Source organism: Caulobacter sp. BE254, assembly GCF_031457295.1.
Taxonomy (GTDB): Bacteria; Pseudomonadota; Alphaproteobacteria; order Caulobacterales; family Caulobacteraceae; genus Caulobacter.
Map to the genome: position 1 here is coordinate 118,994 of NZ_JAVDWJ010000014.1, position 16,186 is coordinate 135,179.

General features: G+C 68.9%; 15 protein-coding genes and 1 pseudogene. 11 read left to right on the plus strand and 5 right to left on the minus strand.

Features of this window, described 5'->3' with window-relative positions:
* Nucleotides 1-44: 44 nt before the first annotated feature.
* Together J2X41_RS20925 and J2X41_RS20930 are read left to right on the plus strand one after the other, a co-directional pair.
* Entirely contained in the window at nucleotides 45-899 is an 855-nt protein-coding gene (locus J2X41_RS20925; RefSeq protein ID WP_132091640.1) for a serine protease, read from the plus strand.
* A 72-nt stretch (nucleotides 900-971) separates the two neighbouring features.
* Nucleotides 972-1,171 (plus strand): annotated as a pseudogene (locus J2X41_RS20930) (CsbD family protein).
* Nucleotides 1,172-1,319: 148 nt separating this feature from the next.
* Here J2X41_RS20930 and J2X41_RS20935 read toward each other — a convergent pair.
* The 4 genes from J2X41_RS20935 to J2X41_RS20950 form a co-directional block, all read right to left on the minus strand.
* Complete coding sequence (locus J2X41_RS20935; RefSeq protein WP_310085338.1) at nucleotides 1,320-1,766, minus strand: MaoC family dehydratase; 447 nt, start codon at nucleotides 1,764-1,766, stop codon at nucleotides 1,320-1,322.
* Nucleotides 1,767-1,821: 55 nt separating this feature from the next.
* Nucleotides 1,822-3,141, minus strand: a complete 1,320-nt coding sequence (locus J2X41_RS20940) for an Nramp family divalent metal transporter (RefSeq protein ID WP_310085341.1) — start codon at nucleotides 3,139-3,141, stop codon at nucleotides 1,822-1,824.
* A gap of 66 nt (nucleotides 3,142-3,207) precedes the next feature.
* Nucleotides 3,208-3,570: a DUF4180 domain-containing protein gene (locus J2X41_RS20945; RefSeq protein ID WP_310085344.1), complete on the minus strand. Its 363-nt coding sequence runs from the start codon at nucleotides 3,568-3,570 to the stop codon at nucleotides 3,208-3,210.
* 131 nt (nucleotides 3,571-3,701) lie between these two features.
* Nucleotides 3,702-5,369: a GMC family oxidoreductase N-terminal domain-containing protein gene (locus J2X41_RS20950; RefSeq protein ID WP_310085346.1), complete on the minus strand. Its 1,668-nt coding sequence runs from the start codon at nucleotides 5,367-5,369 to the stop codon at nucleotides 3,702-3,704.
* Nucleotides 5,370-5,545: 176 nt separating this feature from the next.
* Between J2X41_RS20950 and J2X41_RS20955 the strand changes: the two genes are divergently transcribed.
* From J2X41_RS20955 to J2X41_RS20995, 9 genes are all read left to right on the plus strand, one after another.
* Nucleotides 5,546-6,430, plus strand: coding sequence for a crotonase/enoyl-CoA hydratase family protein (locus J2X41_RS20955; RefSeq protein WP_310085348.1), 885 nt, complete (start codon nucleotides 5,546-5,548; stop codon nucleotides 6,428-6,430).
* Nucleotides 6,431-6,491: 61 nt separating this feature from the next.
* Nucleotides 6,492-6,986 (plus strand): GAF domain-containing protein, encoded by a 495-nt coding sequence (locus tag J2X41_RS20960; protein WP_310085350.1) that lies wholly within the window; start codon nucleotides 6,492-6,494, stop codon nucleotides 6,984-6,986.
* A 117-nt stretch (nucleotides 6,987-7,103) separates the two neighbouring features.
* Complete coding sequence (locus J2X41_RS20965) at nucleotides 7,104-8,234, plus strand: GNAT family N-acetyltransferase (RefSeq protein ID WP_310085353.1); 1,131 nt, start codon at nucleotides 7,104-7,106, stop codon at nucleotides 8,232-8,234.
* Nucleotides 8,235-8,259: 25 nt separating this feature from the next.
* Nucleotides 8,260-9,180 carry a glycosyltransferase gene (locus J2X41_RS20970; RefSeq protein WP_310085355.1) on the plus strand — a complete coding sequence of 307 codons (921 nt, stop codon included), beginning with the start codon at nucleotides 8,260-8,262 and terminating at the stop codon, nucleotides 9,178-9,180.
* Nucleotides 9,063-10,094 (plus strand): hypothetical protein, encoded by a 1,032-nt coding sequence (locus J2X41_RS20975; protein WP_310085358.1) that lies wholly within the window; start codon nucleotides 9,063-9,065, stop codon nucleotides 10,092-10,094. Before J2X41_RS20970 ends, J2X41_RS20975 begins: the two co-directional genes overlap by 118 nt.
* A 236-nt stretch (nucleotides 10,095-10,330) precedes the next feature.
* Nucleotides 10,331-11,809, plus strand: coding sequence for a methyl-accepting chemotaxis protein (locus J2X41_RS20980; protein ID WP_310085360.1), 1,479 nt, complete (start codon nucleotides 10,331-10,333; stop codon nucleotides 11,807-11,809).
* Between the two features lie 129 nt (nucleotides 11,810-11,938).
* Nucleotides 11,939-13,159, plus strand: a complete 1,221-nt coding sequence (locus J2X41_RS20985) for a DUF2336 domain-containing protein (RefSeq protein ID WP_310085363.1) — start codon at nucleotides 11,939-11,941, stop codon at nucleotides 13,157-13,159.
* A gap of 227 nt (nucleotides 13,160-13,386) precedes the next feature.
* On the plus strand, nucleotides 13,387-13,809 hold the full coding sequence (locus J2X41_RS20990; protein ID WP_310085366.1) for a MucR family transcriptional regulator: 423 nt from the start codon (nucleotides 13,387-13,389) through the stop codon (nucleotides 13,807-13,809).
* Between the two features lie 541 nt (nucleotides 13,810-14,350).
* On the plus strand, nucleotides 14,351-14,857 hold the full coding sequence (locus J2X41_RS20995; RefSeq protein ID WP_310085389.1) for a PAS domain-containing protein: 507 nt from the start codon (nucleotides 14,351-14,353) through the stop codon (nucleotides 14,855-14,857).
* Between the two features lie 124 nt (nucleotides 14,858-14,981).
* Here J2X41_RS20995 and J2X41_RS21000 read toward each other — a convergent pair whose 3' ends face one another.
* Nucleotides 14,982-15,938: an IS5 family transposase gene (locus J2X41_RS21000; protein ID WP_310085368.1), complete on the minus strand. Its 957-nt coding sequence runs from the start codon at nucleotides 15,936-15,938 to the stop codon at nucleotides 14,982-14,984.
* Nucleotides 15,939-16,186 lie beyond the last annotated feature (248 nt).

Sequence of the window (16,186 nt, forward strand, 5' to 3'; positions counted from 1 at the left end):
AAACTGGCCCTCGCGTAGGGTGAATCGGGGGCTTGAGGGCTTAGATGGCTTGGGACCTGTCGGTCGATCTGATCCAGGCTACCGTGCAGCTCGAGCAGCCGCTCGGCGACGGATCACGAACCGTCGGCACCGGCTTCCTGATCGAAAATCCCACGCCCGACGGTCGGCCGCGCACCATCCTGGTCACAGCCGCCCACGTCTTCGACAAGATGCCCTCGGCCTCGGCCAAGATCGGCTATCGCATCCAGAGCGCCGACGGCGTCTGGCGCTACGATCCCCACACCCTGAAGATCCGCGACGGCGACCACCCGCTGTGGGTCAAGCACCCCACCCGCGACGTCGCCGCCATTGAGGTCGAGGCCCCGCCGGAGTTCGCCAAGGCGGCGATCCCCCTGGCCTGGCTGGCCCAGGACGACACCTTCAACAAGTACAGCCTGGGTCCGGGCGACGAGATGATGGCCCTGGGCTTCCCGCGCGGCCTCTCGGCCAATCCAGCCGGCTTCCCGATCCTGCGGTCCGGGCGAGTGGCTTCGTACCCGCTGGCCCCGGCCAGCGTGTTCCCGACCTTCCTGATGGACTTCTCGGTGTTCCCCGGCAATTCCGGCGGGCCGGTGTTCATGGCCCAGGGCGCGCGACGCCGGCCCGGCTCGACCGAGAGCCAGGAGGTGCAGTTCGTGGCCGGCATGCTGACCCAGCAGGTCGAGCTGTCGGGCGAGCGCCTGGAGATCGGCATCGTCACCCACGCCAAATATATCCGCGAGACGGTGGCCATGCTGGACAAGCTGGCGGGGCCGCCGCTGATCCAGGCCAGTCCCGCCAAGCCGGTCGTCCCCTCGACCCAGGCGGCGACCCAGGCCGCCGCGGCGGTGTCGGCCACCGCCATCGCCGTCGCACGGTAGGCTAGCCGACACAGGAACCTCGCTCCGGGCCCCCCGTTCCTACGGGGAGTTCAAATCCAACAGGAGCGAGCCATGAGCACCAATCGAGTCGAAGGCGCTGTCGACAAGGGCGTCGGCGCGGTCAAGGAAGCCGCCGGCAAGGCCACCGACAACGAACGCCTGGAAGCCGAAGGCAAGGCCCAGAAGGCCAAGGGCGACGTCCAGAACAAGGTCGGCCAGGCCCAGGACAAGATCGGGAACGCGATCAAGCACTAGGCTTTGGCCGGTGCTAGACAAGCAAACGGCCACGGAGCGATCCGCGGCCGTTTTCTTTAAATTCCTCCCCCTCTGGGGGAGGTGGCCCGTAGGGCCGGAGGGGGAGCGCGGCGCCAACCCCCTCAGTCGCTCCGCGACAGCTCCCCCGAAGGGGGAGCATCTCAGTCACCCGTAGAGGATCGCGATCGTCTCGGCCACGCAGGCGGGGCGTTCCTCGCCCTCGATCTCGACGGTGCACTCGTTCTTCATCTGCAGGCCGCCGGCCTTGGGCTCGACGCTGAGCAGCTTCTGGCGCATGCGCACCTTCTTGCCGACCCGGACCATGCCGGTGAACCGCACCTTGTCGCAGCCGTAGTTGATGCCGCGCGTCACGCCGGTGACATGCAGGATGCCCGCGCCCAGCATCGGGATCAGCGACAGCGTGAGAAAGCCGTGGGCGATCGGCCCGCCGATCTCGCGGGTGGCGCGCTCGACGTCGACGTGGATCCACTGGTGGTCGCCGGTCGCCTCGGCGAACTGGTTGACCCGTTCCTGGCTGATCTCGACCCAGTCGGAGACCCCGATCTCCTGACCGACCAGGCTGGCGACGTCGGCGTAGGCGACTTCCTTCATGGCGTTCTTGCTCCCAAACATTTGTTTGGATAGAGACCAGCCGCCGCGCGCGCGGTCAAGCCGCGAAGGTCTGCACCACCAGCCAGGCGTTGGCCGAGGAGATGATCCCGAACAGGCTCCAGGCCACGGCCCTGGTGGCCGGACCGTTGGCGAACACGCCCATCAGCGCCCTGTCGTCGGTGAAGCGCAGCAGCGGGAAGATCGCGAACGGCAGCTGGGCGCTCAGCACCACCTGGGTCAGGACCAGCAGCTTGCCGACGGAATGCTCACCCATCGTCAGCACCCCGACCAGGGCCGGGACGATGGCCAGGCCCCGGGTGATCAGCCGCCGTTGCCAGCAGGGGATCGACAGGTTCAGGAAGCCTTCCAGGATCACCTGGCCGGCGATGGTGCCGGTGAAGGTCGAGCTCTGGCCCGAGGCGAACAGGGCGATCCCGAACAGCAGGCCGGCCACGGCCGCGCCGGTCAGGGGCTCGAGCAGGCGGTGGGCCTCCTCGATGCCGGCCACGGCGGTATTGCCGGTCCGGTGGAAGGCGGAGGCCGCAAGGATCAGGATGGCCGCGTTGATGAACAGGGCGACGGCCAGCGAGGCCACGGTGTCCAGCGTCGCCAGCCGCAGGGCCGAGCGCTTGCCCCGTTCGTCGGCGGGGACTACCCGGGTCTGGACGATCGACGAGTGCAGATAGAGGTTATGCGGCATGATCGTCGCCCCGACGATGCCGATGGCCAGGTAGAGCGCGTTGCCCTGTTTCAGGGCGTCCAGCGACGGGACCAGGCCGCGCGCCACCGCGCCGGCGTCGGGCTTGATCAGGATCAGCTGGACCAGGAAGCAGATCCCGATGGTGCCGACCAGGCCCAGGATGATCGCCTCCAGCTGTCGGAAGCCCTTGCCCTTCAGGCCCAGCACGATGACCGTATCCAGGCCGGTCAGCAGGACTCCTGCCCACAAGGGAACGCCCAGCAGCAACTTGAAGGCCAGGGCGCTGCCCAGCACCTCGGCGATGTCGCACGCTATGATGGCGACCTCGGCCAGCAGCCACTGGACCTTGACCGTGCGCGGGCCGTAGCGGTCGCGCGACATCTGGGCCAGGTCACGACCGGTGACCAGCCCCAGGCGCAGGCTCAGGGTCTGCAGCACGATGGCCGCCAGGCTCGACAGCACCACCACGAACAGCAGCGCGGTCCCGTAGCGCGACCCGGCCTCGATGTCGGTCGCCCAGTTGCCGGGGTCCATGTAGCCGACGCTGACCAGCAGGCCGGGTCCGGCAAAGCGCAGCGCCCGCTTCCAGGGCGACAGGCCGTCGGGCACGGCCACGGCGCCGCGCACCTCGGCGGGACAGAAGGGCGCGGTGGCGGTCCTGGGAAGGGAGAACATGAGCGCAAGCGTTAGCGCGGATTCGAGGCGCGTATAGAAGCGAAAGGTTCCGCCGCGGAGGTTGGCTTATCCTTTGGCCAGCCGGGCGCCCAATTCGGCCAGGTCGCGCACGAACCATACCGCTCGGCCCCGGTTCGACTCATGGACGAAGTCCCGCAGGCTGTTGCTGGCTTCGGTCCAGGGCGCGATGGCGCCGACGAAGGCGACGCCGACGCGATAGTTGGTGAACTTCTGGATCACCTCGCCGGCCATGCGGGTCTTCAGGTCGAGGAAGCCGGGCGCCAGCCGTTCCAAGGGAACCGCCAACCAGGTCGCGTCGGCCGACCAGGCTTCGCCGAGGAAGTCGTTGGCCGAGCGCTCGTCCAGCTTGGGACCTTCGCCGTCGAAGACGAGTACAGGCGTCTCGCTGAGGGTTTGCAGGCAGTCCATTGCTCAGGCTCCCAGGACGGATCGCCAGAGGAAGCCGTCGGAATATCGTGTCGCCACCCTTATTCCGGCTCGGCGGCAAAAGCTCCAACGTCCAGGCTCGGGAGCGTCCGTCCGACAATCCGGTCCTCGTCTCAGGCGGCCGCCTCCGCCCGGGCGGCCTGGCGGATCATGTCCGACGCCTTTTCGGCGATCATGATGGTCGGGGCGTTGGTGTTACCCGAGACCAGGCGCGGCATGATCGAGGCGTCGACCACCCGCAGGCCCGAAAGGCCCCGCACGCGCAGCTGGCTGTCGACCACGGCCATTGAGCCCTCGCCCATCTGGCAGGTTCCGACCGGGTGATAGATGGTCGAGCCGGTGGCGCGGGCGTAGCCCAGCAGGGCGGCGTCGTTGTCGATGTCCGGACCGGGGTTCATCTCGTGGTCGATCAGCGGGGCGATGGCCGGCTGGGCGGCGATCCTGCGGGCCCAGTTCAGGCCGGCCACCGCGACCTCCTGGTCCAGCGGATCGGACAGGTAGTTGGCGACGATGGCCGGATGGGCCGCTGGGTCGGCCGACCTTATGCGGATGTGGCCCCGGCTCTCCGGGCGCAGCTGGCAGGGCGCGATGGTCAGGCCCGGCGCGCCTTCCAGCTCCATCTTCTGCGCGTTGAACAGCTTCTCCAGGTCCATGGTCGCGGGCAGGATATGGAACTGGATGTCGGGGCTGGCGAGATCCGGCCGGGATTTGCAGAACGCGGCGACGTGAGCCGCCGACAGGGTTAGCAGGCCCCTGCGCGTGAACAGGTATTTCAACGCCTCGGCGGCCAGGCGCCCGCCCTTGCTTTGCTCGTTGACCGACACAGTGCCGGCCTTCAGGCGGAAGCGCGCCCCGGTGACATAGTGGTCCTGCAGGTTCTCGCCGACCCCGGGCAGGTCCTGGACCACGGCGATCCCGTGCTCGGCGAGCAGCTGGCCGGGACCGACGCCGGACAGCTGCAGCAGTTGCGGCGAGTTGACCGCCCCGCCGGCCAGGATCACCTCGGCCCGGGCCCTGGCGGTGCGGACCACGCCGTCCTGGCTGAACGCGACCCCGACCGCGCGCTTGCCCTCGAACAACACCTTGCGGGCCAGGGCGCGGGTCTCGACCCGCAGGTTCGCACGCCCCATGGCTGGATGCAGATAGGCCACCGCCGCCGAGCAGCGCGCGCCGTTCTTCTGGGTGACCTGGAACCAGGTCGCGCCCTCCTGCTGTTCGCCGTTGACGTCGACGATGCGCGGGATGCCCGCCTGGTGGCAGGCGTCGATCAGCAGCTGCGACACCGCATGGCCGTCGCGCATGTCGGCGACGTTGAGCGGGCCGCCGACGGCGTGCAGGTCGCAGGCCCCGCGCTCCTGGTGCTGCGACTTGCGGAAATAGGGCAGGACGTCGTCCCAGCCCCAGCCGGCGTTGCCCATCTGCCGCCAGCCGTCATAGTCGTCGCGCTGGCCGCGCACATAGAGCATGGCGTTGATCGAGGACGAGCCGCCCAGCACCTTGCCGCGCGGCCAGACGTGCGACCGCCCGCCCGTGCCGGGATCGGGCTCGGTCTGGTACAGCCAGTTGACCTTGGGATCCTTCAGGGTCGAGGCGTAGCCGACAGGGATGTGGATCATCAGGTTCGACAGGAACTGGGACGGGTTCCGGGTCGGCCGGTCGTCGCCGCCGGCCTCCAGCAGCAGGACCTTGTGGCGGCCGTCTTCCGACAGCCGCGCCGCCAGCACGCAGCCCGCCGAGCCGGCGCCCACCACGATGTAGTCGGCCTCGATGATCGACGTCATCGGATCCTCCCTTTCCCGTCCGCGTGTTTCCGCGTGATCGGTGTTCACCCACAATGCGCGGCTCTGGCCAGGAGGCAAGGGTGTCGTCGGGGAAGCAAGATCCTTGGCGTCGCAAGGCGGCTTGCGAGGGATTCATACGCGTGTTTGAGTGCCGCCAAACCCGGAGGACACCACCCATGGCCGCGCCCAGCTTCGAGACCCTGCTCTACGCCGTCGAGGACGGGATCGCGACCATCACCCTGAACCGTCCGGACAAGCTGAACGCTTTCACGGCCCGGATGATGAAGGAACTGATCGGGGTGTTCGACCTGACCGACGCGGATGACGCCGTGCGCGTGGTGATCGTTACCGGCGCGGGGCGGGCCTTCTGCGCCGGGGCGGACCTGTCGGGCGGCGGCGCCACCTTCGACCGCACCAGTCCCCAGGCCATCGAGCGGGAAGAGGGCAAGGTCGGCGACGTCTATCGCGACGGCGGCGGCCGGGTGGTGCTGCGGATGTACGAAAGCCTCAAGCCGATCATCGCCGCCGTCAACGGCGCGGCGGTCGGGGTGGGGGTGACCATGCAGCTGCCGATGGACATCCGCCTGGCCTCGATCGACGCCAAGTTCGGCTTCGTGTTCGCCCGCCGCGGCATCACGCCCGAGGCCTGTTCGTCCTGGTTCCTGCCGCGGCTGGTGGGCATGCAGACGGCGCTGGAATGGTGCTTCACCGGCCGGGTGTTCGGCGCCCAGGAGGCCCTGGAGCGCGGCCTGGTCCGCTCGCTGCACGCGCCCGAGGACCTGCTGCCGGCCGCCCGCGCGCTGGCCCGCGAGATCGCCGACAACACCGCCCCGGTCTCGGTGGCGCTGAGCCGCCAGCTGCTGTGGCGCATGGCCGGCGCGGACCATCCGATGGAGGCCCACAAGGCCGACAGCCGGGCCATCCAGTCGCGCGGCGCGGCCGGTGACGCCAAGGAAGGCGTCAGCTCGTTCCTGGAAAAACGCGCGCCCGCCTATCCGGACAAGGTCTCGGCGGATCTTCCGGACATCTGGCCGGAGTGGGGCGAGCATCCGTTCCGGTAGGAGCGGCGGAGGAAGGGGGGAGCCCCTCGCATCCCTCCGCAAACGCGCTATATCCCCGCCCATGGCTGAAGCTTTCAATGACAAGACCCTGACCGGCGACAAGACCGCCCGCTACGCCGAGGTGGCCGACGAGATCGCCTCGGTGCTGGACGGCGAGACCAACCTGACCGCCCGCATGGCGACGGTGGCCTCGATGCTGGCCAGCAGCTTCGACCACTATTTCTGGACCGGCTTCTACGTCGTCGATCCGGCCAAGGAGCGTGAGCTGGTGGTCGGCCCCTACCAGGGCACCCTGGGCTGCCTGCGCATCGCTTTCGGGCGGGGCGTCTGCGGGGCGGCGGCGGTTACCGGTCAGACCCAGCTGGTCGAGGACGTCCATGCCTTTCCGGGACACATCGCCTGCGACAGCCGCTCGCGCAGCGAGATCGTCGTGCCGGTGTTCGACGCGTCGGGAACGCTGCTGGCGGTGTTCGACGTCGATTCCGACCAGCCCGCCGCCTTCGACGCGGTGGACCAGCAAGGTCTCGAGGCCATCCTGAAGGCCACCTTCGCCTGATCCCGTTTCGCCCACAGGATTCTCCTGGAAGCGTATCGTCGCCGATACAAGGTGGCCCGGCGGTTGCAGTCCTGATCCACATCATTCCCTAACCGGATCGGATTAGGACACATGGCGATGCTGGACGTTGAAACCCTTCACCCGCGCGAGTTGGCCGAGGCCGACCTGCGGACGTGGCGCGACATGGCGGCGGCCGACCTGGCCTTCAGCAGCCCGCTGCTGGGTCCTGACTTCGCGAACGCCGTCGGGGCTGTACGCGAGGACGCGCGGGTGGCCGTGATCCGCCGCGGGGGCGAGACCCTCGGCTTCCTGGCGCATCATCGTCGCCCCGGGGCGATGGCTCGGCCCATCGGCTCGCCGCTGTCGGACTATCATGGGCTGGTCTCGCGGTCGGCGGCCGGCTTGCGCGCCCCCGAGGTGCTGCGGGCCGCCGAACTGACCGCGTTCCGCTACACCGGCCTGGTCGATCCCTTCGGGGTCTTCGGTCCGAACGAGCACAGGCTGGCCCACGTGATCGCCCTGGGCAACACCGACGCCGAGACCTATCTGGAGGCGGTCCGGGCGGCCAGTCCCAAGAAGATCAAGAACTGGCGCCGGTTGGACAACAAGCTCGAGCGCGAAATCGGCGAGATCGCGCTGGTCGGTCCCGACCACTCGCGCGAGGCCTTCGACCAGCTGATCGCCTGGAAGCGCGAGCAGCTGGAGCGCACCGGCGTCCACGACTTCCTGCGCCCCGAATGGAGCCGCAACCTGCTGCTGGACCTGTTCCAAAGGCAGACCGGTCCGTTCCAGGGCCTGATGATCAACCTCTATGCCGGCGGCCAGCTGGTGGCCGGCCATTTCGGCGTACGGCTGGCCGGGGTGTTCCATCCGTGGATCGCCTCGACCAATCCAGCCTTCGGCGAGTGGTCGCCCGGCCAGATCTTCTTCATGCGCGCCATCGCCGCCATGCCCGGCCTGGACCTGCACCGCTACGACCTCGGCCCCGGTCACGACCACTACAAGGGCGCCTACGCGCTGAGCCAGGTCGAGATCGGGGAGGGGACCGCGACCGCGGCGACCGTCGCCGGCCGCGTCGCCAGTTCGCTGGACGGGGTGATGGCCCTGGCCGGCTCGCGGGGCGCGGGTCCCGTCGGGCGGCTGACCCGTCGCATGGACGCCATCGCCAGCGTCGAGCTGACCATGGGCGGACGGATGCGCGGTTTGGTCGACGCCTTCGCTAACCAAGCGCAAAGGCGGAGCGGGTAAGCTCGGCCCAAAGCCTGGAGTTCCCATGCGCGTCACGGTCATGATCCCCACCCAACGACGTCCCGGCGGCCTGGCCGTCGCGGCGCGCTCGGTGTTCGCCCAGGTCGGCGTCGACTTCGCCGCCCTGGAGCTGGTGGTGGTCGACAACGACCAGGCGCCGTCGGCTCAGGCCGCCGTCGCCGAGCTGGCCGCCCACGCCCCGTTTCCCGTCCACTACGTGCATGAGCCGCGCCCCGGCGTGGCCAACGCCCGCAACGCCGGCATGGCCAGGGCGTCGGGCGAGCTGATCGCCTTCCTCGACGACGACGAGGAGGCTCCGGCCGGCTGGCTGGCCGCGCTGCTGGCCGCCCAGGCTCGCTACCAGGCTGACGTGGTGTTCGGCCCGGTTCGGGCCCGCGCCCCCGCCAGCGTGATCCGGCATCGCGACTATCTGGAGCGCTTCTTCTCGCGCGAGGGCCCGACCGAGGCCGGGGTCATCGACCATTATTACGGCTGCGGCGACAGCCTGCTGCGCCGGGCGGCCTTGCCCGATCCGGTCGCGCCGTTCGCGGTCGAGCGCAACGCCATCGGCGGCGAGGACGACATGCTGTTCGGCCACATGCAGGCCGGCGGCGCGCGGTTCGCCTGGGAGCCGGCGGCCTGGGTCTGGGAAGACCCCGTGCCCGACCGGCTGAGCCTGGACTACACGATCCGCCGCGCGTTCGCCTACGGCCAGGGTCCCTCGGCCCACTGCGCCGCCGCCGTTCCGCCCGACCACCTGGGCGTCGCCCGGTGGATGGCCGTCGGGGTGGTCCAGAGCGCGTTGTTCGGCCTGGTGGCCGGCTTCAAGTGGCTGACCCGAGCCGGCGACCGCGCCGACTGGCTGGACCGCGCCGCCCGGGGCCTGGGCAAGACTCTGTGGTGGGGGCCGTTCAAGATCCAATTCTACGGAAGGACCGCGTCGTGAGCATCATCAGCGACTGGACCGACGACAAGACCAAGGTCTTCGGCCGCGAGAACCTGGTCTTCCAGCACGGCCTGCACCAGCGGCCGATGTTTGACGACGAGGGCCTGGCGCGGCTGCTGGACCAGTATCCGCGCGACCAGCTGGGCGTGTTCACCATGGGCGAGGACCCCAAGGCCTGGACCACCTGGCGCAAGGGCGCGGCGGGCAAGCTGACCGGCGACCAGCTGCTGGAGGCCGCCCAGGCCGGCCGCATCTGGCTGAACCTGCGCAAGACCAACGACTTCGTGCCGGACTACGCCGCCCTCTGCGACGAGATCTTCGCCGAGAAGGAGGCCCGCGTCCCGGGACTGAAGACCTTCAAGCGTGACCTGGGCATGCTGATCAGCTCGGCCAACGCCCAGGTCTTCTATCACCTGGACGTGCCGCTGGTGTCGCTGTGGCAGATCCGCGGCCGCAAGAAGGTCTGGGTCTATCCGGTCGCCGACCCCTATGTCGGCGAGCTGGCGCTGGAGCGGATCGTGCTGAAGGAGACGGCCGAGCAGTTCGCCTTCGACCCGGCCTGGGACGCCGGCGCCCAGGCCTACGACCTGACGCCCGGGACCATGGTCACCTGGCGGCAGAACGCCCCGCACCGGATCGAGAACGGACCGATGCTGAACGTCTCGATCTCGATCGAATTCATGACCCCGCCGGCCCTGATGCGCGCCAACGTCATCTACGCCAACGGCGTGCTGCGCCGTCGGCTGGGCGCCAAGCCCCGCGTGCAGGACGGCTTTGGCCCCACCGCCCTGGGCAAGCTGGCCGTGGCGCGCGGGGCCAAGGCCCTGAACCTGCAGACCCCGCACGTGCGCCACTTGCCGGTAACGTTCGGGCTGGACCCTCAACGGCCGGGCGTGCTGGTCGAGCGGGCCTAGGACGCACCGGCCTAGGAGCCCTCCCGGGCTCTTTTGCGACCGCCAATTGGTAGACCCGCCCGTCAACGTTCCCATGCTCGCTGGATCGCCACGATCCCGCGAGGAAAGCGTCTTTTGACAAAGACGCCGGCGACGAAGCCCCGCCAAAATGTCGCGGCGCGGGTATGGTTAATGAGGCGTTAGGACTCAGTCGCCATGTCTCGGAGACGGCCGAGCTGGGCCGCGGAGATTCGTAGATGAGCGGGTTCAATCGGCTGTCCCTGGGCTGGAGGCTGATCGTCGTTGTGGGCCTGATGGCCGGCCTGAGCCAGTTGGGTTGGGCGGCGTTCGGCGGGCCGGGCCTGGTGTCGCCGTTCAGCATGGCCGGCATGGTCACCCTGGTCGCGACCTTAGTCCTCGGCCTGCTGGCGTGGAACGACGCCACGCGCCGCGCCCTGGACGGCCTGAGCCGCTCGGTCGACGCCCTGGGCGCGGGCCAGTACGACCGGCCCCTGGCCTCGCCGGCCACCGACGACTCGCAGGTCCAGGCGCTGGCCAAGGGCCTGGACGGCGTCCAGCGCAAGCTGGCCGGCGACCAGGCGGCCCGCGCCGCCGAAGAGGCCGAGCGCGCGACCGCCGAGGCCGAGCAGCGCCGCCGCCTAGTGGAGGTCGAGACCTACGCCCGCGCCCAGCTGACCGCCGTCAACGCCCTGGGCCAGGGCGTCGAGAAGCTGGCCGAGGGCGACCTGATCTCGCGGGTGCGCGAGGACGCCTTCCCGGTCGAAGCCCGCAAGATCCCGAGCGACTTCAACACCGCGGTCGACAACCTGCAGCAGACCCTGGCCGGCGTGCTGGGCGCGGCCCGCGGCCTCCGCGCCGGCTGCGGCGAGATCTCGGCCGCCGCCGACGACCTGGCCCAGCGCACCGAGCGCCAGGCGGCCGGGCTGGAGCGCACCGCCGCCGCCCTCGACCAGATCACCGCCACGGTCAAGAAGAGCTCCGACAACGCCGAGAAGGCGCGGGGCGTGACCCAGAGCGCCAGGTCCAACGCCGAGAAGAGCGGCCAGGTGGTGCGCGAGGCGGTCGAGGCCATGGGCGGCATCGAGAAGTCCTCGCAGTCGATCACCCAGATCATCGGCGTCATCGATGAGATCGCCTTCCAGACCAATTTGCTGGCCCTGAACGCCGGGGTCGAGGCCGCCCGGGCTGGCGACGCCGGTCGGGGTTTCGCCGTCGTCGCCCAGGAAGTGCGGGCCCTGGCTCAGCGCTCGGCCGACGCAGCCAAGGAGATCAAGACCCTGATCCGCGCTTCCAGCGAACAGGTCGGCAAGGGCGTCAAGCTGGTCGGCGAGACCGGCCAGACCCTGGACCAGATCCTGGGACAGGTGATCGAGATCAACGACCTGGTCGGCGAGATCGCCGCTTCGTCCAAGGAACAGGCCGGGGGCCTGGCCGAGGTCAACGCCGCCGTCAACCAGATGGGCCAGGTGATTCACCAGAACGGGACCATGGTTCAGCAGTCCGCCGCCGCCGCCGGCGCCCTGGCCGCCGAGGCCGAGGACCTGGAGCGGCAGCTGGGCGGCTACCGGGTGGGCGCCGAGATCCATGACTATCGTTCGCGCCAGGAGCCACGCCACGAGGCGGCCCCGCGTCGCGACGCCTTCCGCGAGCGTTACGTGCAGGGCGCCAACGCGCTGAAGATCGAACCGCGCTCGCGTCCCGGCCAGTGGCGCTGAGGCCCTGCCAGGTGGCGGAGCCGGGCGAAGCGGCGCACAGTCCCGTTTCGGCCTGTTCGGGACCGCTCATCAGGCGTTAAGGGGGTTGCGGTCTAGGCTAGGCGAGGACGGGCTGCCGTCAGGACGACCATGAACGATTTCACCGCGCCCTTCGCCAGTCCCCAGCCCGAACCGGCCGCCACGCCGCGCTCGCGGGCCGCCTTGCTCAAGCGGCTGGCCGACGTGGTCTGCCTGCCGGCCAGCCGCATCAACGCCTTCGAACGGGCGATGACCGCCGACCTGCTGGTCGAGATGCTGCGCGACGCGGTGGTGGGCGAGCGCGAGAAGGTGGCCCGCCGCCTGGCCAACCTGACCGAGATGCCCGGGGTGCTGGTGCGCCTGCTGCTGCGCGACGAGCTGCCCGTGGCGCGGGCCCTGCTGGAGCACTCGCCCAACCTCAGCGACGCCGACCTGATCAGCTGCCTGTACAACAGCACCCAGGACCATCGCCGGCTGATCGCCCAACGCCGCGGCGTCAGCGAGGTCGTGGCCGACGCCCTGGTCGACATGGACGAGACGGCGGTGATCGAGACGCTGCTGAAGAATGAGCTGGTGCGCTTCAGCCACCAGGGGCTGGAGAACATCGTCGCCTCGTCGCGCGACAATCCGCAGCTGATCCCGCTGCTGCTCAAGCGCGCCGAGCTGCGGCCCAGCCACGCCTATGTGATGTTCTGGTGGTCGGACGCCGAGGCGCGGCGCACGATCCTGCAGCGTTTCGCCGTGTCGCGCGAGATCCTGCAGGACGCGGTCGGCGACGTCTTTCCCCTGGCCTCGGCCGAGGGCTGGCAGGACCCGCTATCGCGCAAGGCCCTGCAGTTCATCGAACGCCGTCAGCGAAATCGCGCCGCCATCGCCAAGAGCCCCTATGACAGCCTGGAGGACGCCATCGCCGCGGCCCAGGCCGGCATGACCCGCGAGACGGCCGAGGAGATCTCGTACCTGTCGGGCCTGAAGCCGATGACCGGGGCCAAGATCTTCACCGATCCGGGCGGCGAGCCGCTGGCGATCCTGTGCAAGGCCACCGGCCTGCCGCGCGGCGCCGTGAGAGCCTTGTGGCGCAGCCTTCGCCGGCCCGAGACCGATGCGGCCGGCGCGCCGACGCTGGGCCTGGAACGCGTGCTGACCGCCTTCGACACCATCGCGGTCGACCGGGCCCAGACCATGCTGCGCTACTGGAACTGGTCGCTGTCCTCGGCCATGACGCCGGCCCTGCTGAAGGCCATCCGCGAGGGCGACGAGGCGGCCGTGGACGAGTATTCGGTGCCGCAGCGCGCCGCCATGCTGGCGCTCTCCCGAGACTTCGCGCGCTGATCGGCCTCGGCCGTTGAATGTGTTCGGCGAATATTACTCGGTCGGTTCCCTTCTGAAGTCGAGATTTCTATCAACTGAAGGCTGTACTGCGGAGGGTCCGGACCAGTTCACCGACCGCTTTGCATGGTAGATGTTCGTACGTCTATGTTGCGAGTATGTAATAACCTGCTATCCAAAACTGAATTGGTTCCTAGCGGGCCAGTACGAGTCGGGGGAGCGACAAGACAATGGACCAGCAGTTCGACCTTATTGAAGTCACGGCGAGCCTCGTGGCCGCCTATGTCGGCGGCAACACCATCGCGGCGGCGGACGTGCCGGCCCTGATCCGCAGCGTGCACCAAGCGCTTTCCACGGTCGGGGCCCCGGCGAGCGTCGGCGAGGCCAGCCGGGAACCGGCCGTGTCGGTTCGTCGGTCCATCACGCCGGACTACCTGATCTGCCTGGAGGACGGCCGGAAGTTCAAGTCGCTGAAGCGCCACCTGCGCACCAAGTACGACCTGAGCCCCGAGCAGTATCGCGCCCGCTGGGACCTGCCGAAGGACTATCCGATGGTGGCGCCGAACTACGCCCAGGCGCGGTCCGAATTGGCCAAGCAGATGGGCTTGGGGCAGGGCGGCCGCAAGCCGGCCCGCCGGGGCCGCGGCGGCTGACGCCAGGCGCTCGCATCCTGTAGATGAGGATCCCGCAAGGCTGGCGACCGGGGCCCCGTCGGCATGCGGAGTTATCGCCCATGGGTTCGCTCTGAAGAAAGCTGTCATCCCGGACAAGCTTGGCGAAGCCGAGCGCCGATCCGGGACCGCCGCAAGCGCTGAGTTCACGCCCCGGTCCCGGATCTTCGCGCTGCGCGCTCGTCCGGGATGACAGCCGTCTTTCGCTCCTGCGTCGGCAAGAGGGGCGCACGTCCGGCCGCTTTGGGCGTTGAAGAGCCGATCACGTGGTAGCGCCAAAACGCGCCCCGGGACGGACTCGAACGCCAGCCATAATCTGAGTCTGAGCGTTCATTAACCTTAACTCAAACAATCGCTTGCGGCTTTCGCGACCGATTTCCGGCATCCGAATTTTGTGCTGGACGTTTGGCTTTCGGATTGACTCGCCTCAACAAACTTAGCTGTAAGCCGTGATTTTCGCTAGCGGCGATTCGGTCCTTAAGACATAGTGAATCGTCGTGATTCCAACGGCTTGTTAAGGAATCTGAAGATGAACGCGCAGCTGAGCGCATCGGCCACGGCGGCCCGCGCTCACCAGGAGATGTTCGCCTACTGGGCGTCCCTCCGCCGGGGGGCTAGCCTCCCGTCGCGCGTCGACCTGCATCCTTCCGGCATCAAGCGCATGCTGCCGACCGTCAGCCTGATCGACGTCAAGCGCGGCCCCGAGGGCGACGTCGACTACCGCCTGCGGCTGGCCGGCACCGGCCTCTATTCGGTCTATGGCCGCGAGATCACCGGCCGCACGCTGGAGGACGTCTACAACAGCGCCGCCGTCGAATACTGGCGCCGCGAACTGGGCAAGGTGGTCACCGAACGCCGGCCGGGCGTGGGCGTGCACAGCCTGGCCTGGAAGGGCTCTCCGCACATGTCGATCCTGTGGCTGCGCCTGCCCCTGGCCAGCAACGGCCGGGATGTCGACATGATCCTGGGCTACGACGCCGTGGTGGGCGCCCAGGCCGCCGAACAGCACAGCGGCATCCGCGCCGCCTAGGAGGTCCCTCCCCCTGTGGGGACCGCTGCATTACGCGGTGATCAGCGGGGTTGGAGGGGGGAAGCGGCCTGTGGTGGCCTCCGAAGGGAGGTTTTGTCGATGTCAGGGCGGAGTTGTGGCGTGTTCAGGCCGTCAGGACGGCGGCGCGGCGCAGGTTGAAGGCCATGGCGGTGAGTAGGACTTGGCCGGCGACCTTGGCCAGGCCGACATAGCGGGTCCGGGTCAGGCCCATCCGGCGCTTCCAGGTGGCGAAGGTGGTCTCGACAGCGGCGCGACGACGGGCGACCAGGTCGTTGAAGCGTTGCTGGCGGGCGCTAAGGGGGTGATATTGGCTGGGCCGGCGCATCAGCCGAGGCTTGACCCCGGCCTGCTTGAGCCGAGCGCGGCGAGCGTGGGTGTCATAGGCCTTGTCGGCGTAGACGGCCGCCTCGTCGCCGCGGATCAGGTCGTCGGCCGGCGTGGTGTCGTTGACATTGGCCGGGGTGGTGATCACCGCCCGCACCAGGCCCGAGCCCTGGTCCACGCCCACATGGGCCTTGTAGCCATAGGCCGAGCCTGGCTTGCCCTGGCGCTTGGCGAAGGCCGCGTCCGGATCCTTGGCCTGATCTTCCTGGCCGTGCGGCGGCCGGGACGTGGCGGCTTCGATCAGAGTGGCGTCCAGCATCGCGCCCTGCTTGAGCACCAGGCCCGCCCTTTCCAGTTGACGATCCAGTTCGTCGAACAAACCCTCCAGCCGGCGCTGGGACACCAGCCGATTGCGGAACCGGCACAGCGTGGTGTGGTCGGGAACCGCGTCTTCCAGGCTCAGCCCCACAAAACGGCTGAACGACAGGCTGTCGCCCAGCCGAAACTCCAGTTCCGCGTCCGACAGCCCGTACCAGGCTTGCAGCAAAAGCGCCTTGAACAGCAGCAACGGGCGATAGCCAGGTCGACCAGGACCGTCCTCGCGAAGACCCGCCAAGGCCTTCTCGAAACCCGCCCAATCCACCAGCCCAGACACCCGCTCCAGCGCCGCGCTACCAGGCCGCCGACCCAGCCCCAGCTCACCAAACCCAAGCTGCCCCGTCGCCTTCACCGACATCGTCAATCTCCCGCCTCAACAGCAGGGAATCACAACCAGCCAATTTCGCAACGGTCCCCCTGTGGGGAGGCCGCGCGTATGCGCCGGTGGAGGGAGCTGACCCACCTCGGCCAACTCCCCCCTCCGTCGGCTTCGCCGACACCTCCCCCACAGGGGCAGGGCTATCGCATATGAGCAAAGAGCTCGAAGAAGAAGGCTTGCCGCCAGCAGGCGATCTTCATTTTGCGTGAGATGGACTTGGTGTCGGG

Bases quoted from the DNA above. Each gene is read 5' to 3' on its own strand.
- J2X41_RS20960 (WP_310085350.1), top strand. From the start codon at position 6,492: ATGGCTGAAGCTTTCAATGACAAGACCCTGACCGGCGACAAGACCGCC.
- J2X41_RS20945 (WP_310085344.1), bottom strand. From the start codon at position 3,570: ATGGACTGCCTGCAAACCCTCAGCGAGACGCCTGTACTCGTCTTCGAC.
- J2X41_RS20940 (WP_310085341.1), bottom strand. From the start codon at position 3,141: ATGTTCTCCCTTCCCAGGACCGCCACCGCGCCCTTCTGTCCCGCCGAG.
- J2X41_RS20950 (WP_310085346.1), bottom strand. From the start codon at position 5,369: ATGACGTCGATCATCGAGGCCGACTACATCGTGGTGGGCGCCGGCTCG.
- J2X41_RS20970 (WP_310085355.1), top strand. From the start codon at position 8,260: ATGCGCGTCACGGTCATGATCCCCACCCAACGACGTCCCGGCGGCCTG.
- J2X41_RS20965 (WP_310085353.1), top strand. From the start codon at position 7,104: ATGCTGGACGTTGAAACCCTTCACCCGCGCGAGTTGGCCGAGGCCGAC.
- J2X41_RS20985 (WP_310085363.1), top strand. From the start codon at position 11,939: ATGAACGATTTCACCGCGCCCTTCGCCAGTCCCCAGCCCGAACCGGCC.
- J2X41_RS20935 (WP_310085338.1), bottom strand. From the start codon at position 1,766: ATGAAGGAAGTCGCCTACGCCGACGTCGCCAGCCTGGTCGGTCAGGAG.
- J2X41_RS20925 (WP_132091640.1), top strand. From the start codon at position 45: ATGGCTTGGGACCTGTCGGTCGATCTGATCCAGGCTACCGTGCAGCTC.
- J2X41_RS20980 (WP_310085360.1), top strand. From the start codon at position 10,331: ATGAGCGGGTTCAATCGGCTGTCCCTGGGCTGGAGGCTGATCGTCGTT.
- J2X41_RS21000 (WP_310085368.1), bottom strand. From the start codon at position 15,938: ATGTCGGTGAAGGCGACGGGGCAGCTTGGGTTTGGTGAGCTGGGGCTG.
- J2X41_RS20955 (WP_310085348.1), top strand. From the start codon at position 5,546: ATGGCCGCGCCCAGCTTCGAGACCCTGCTCTACGCCGTCGAGGACGGG.
- J2X41_RS20990 (WP_310085366.1), top strand. From the start codon at position 13,387: ATGGACCAGCAGTTCGACCTTATTGAAGTCACGGCGAGCCTCGTGGCC.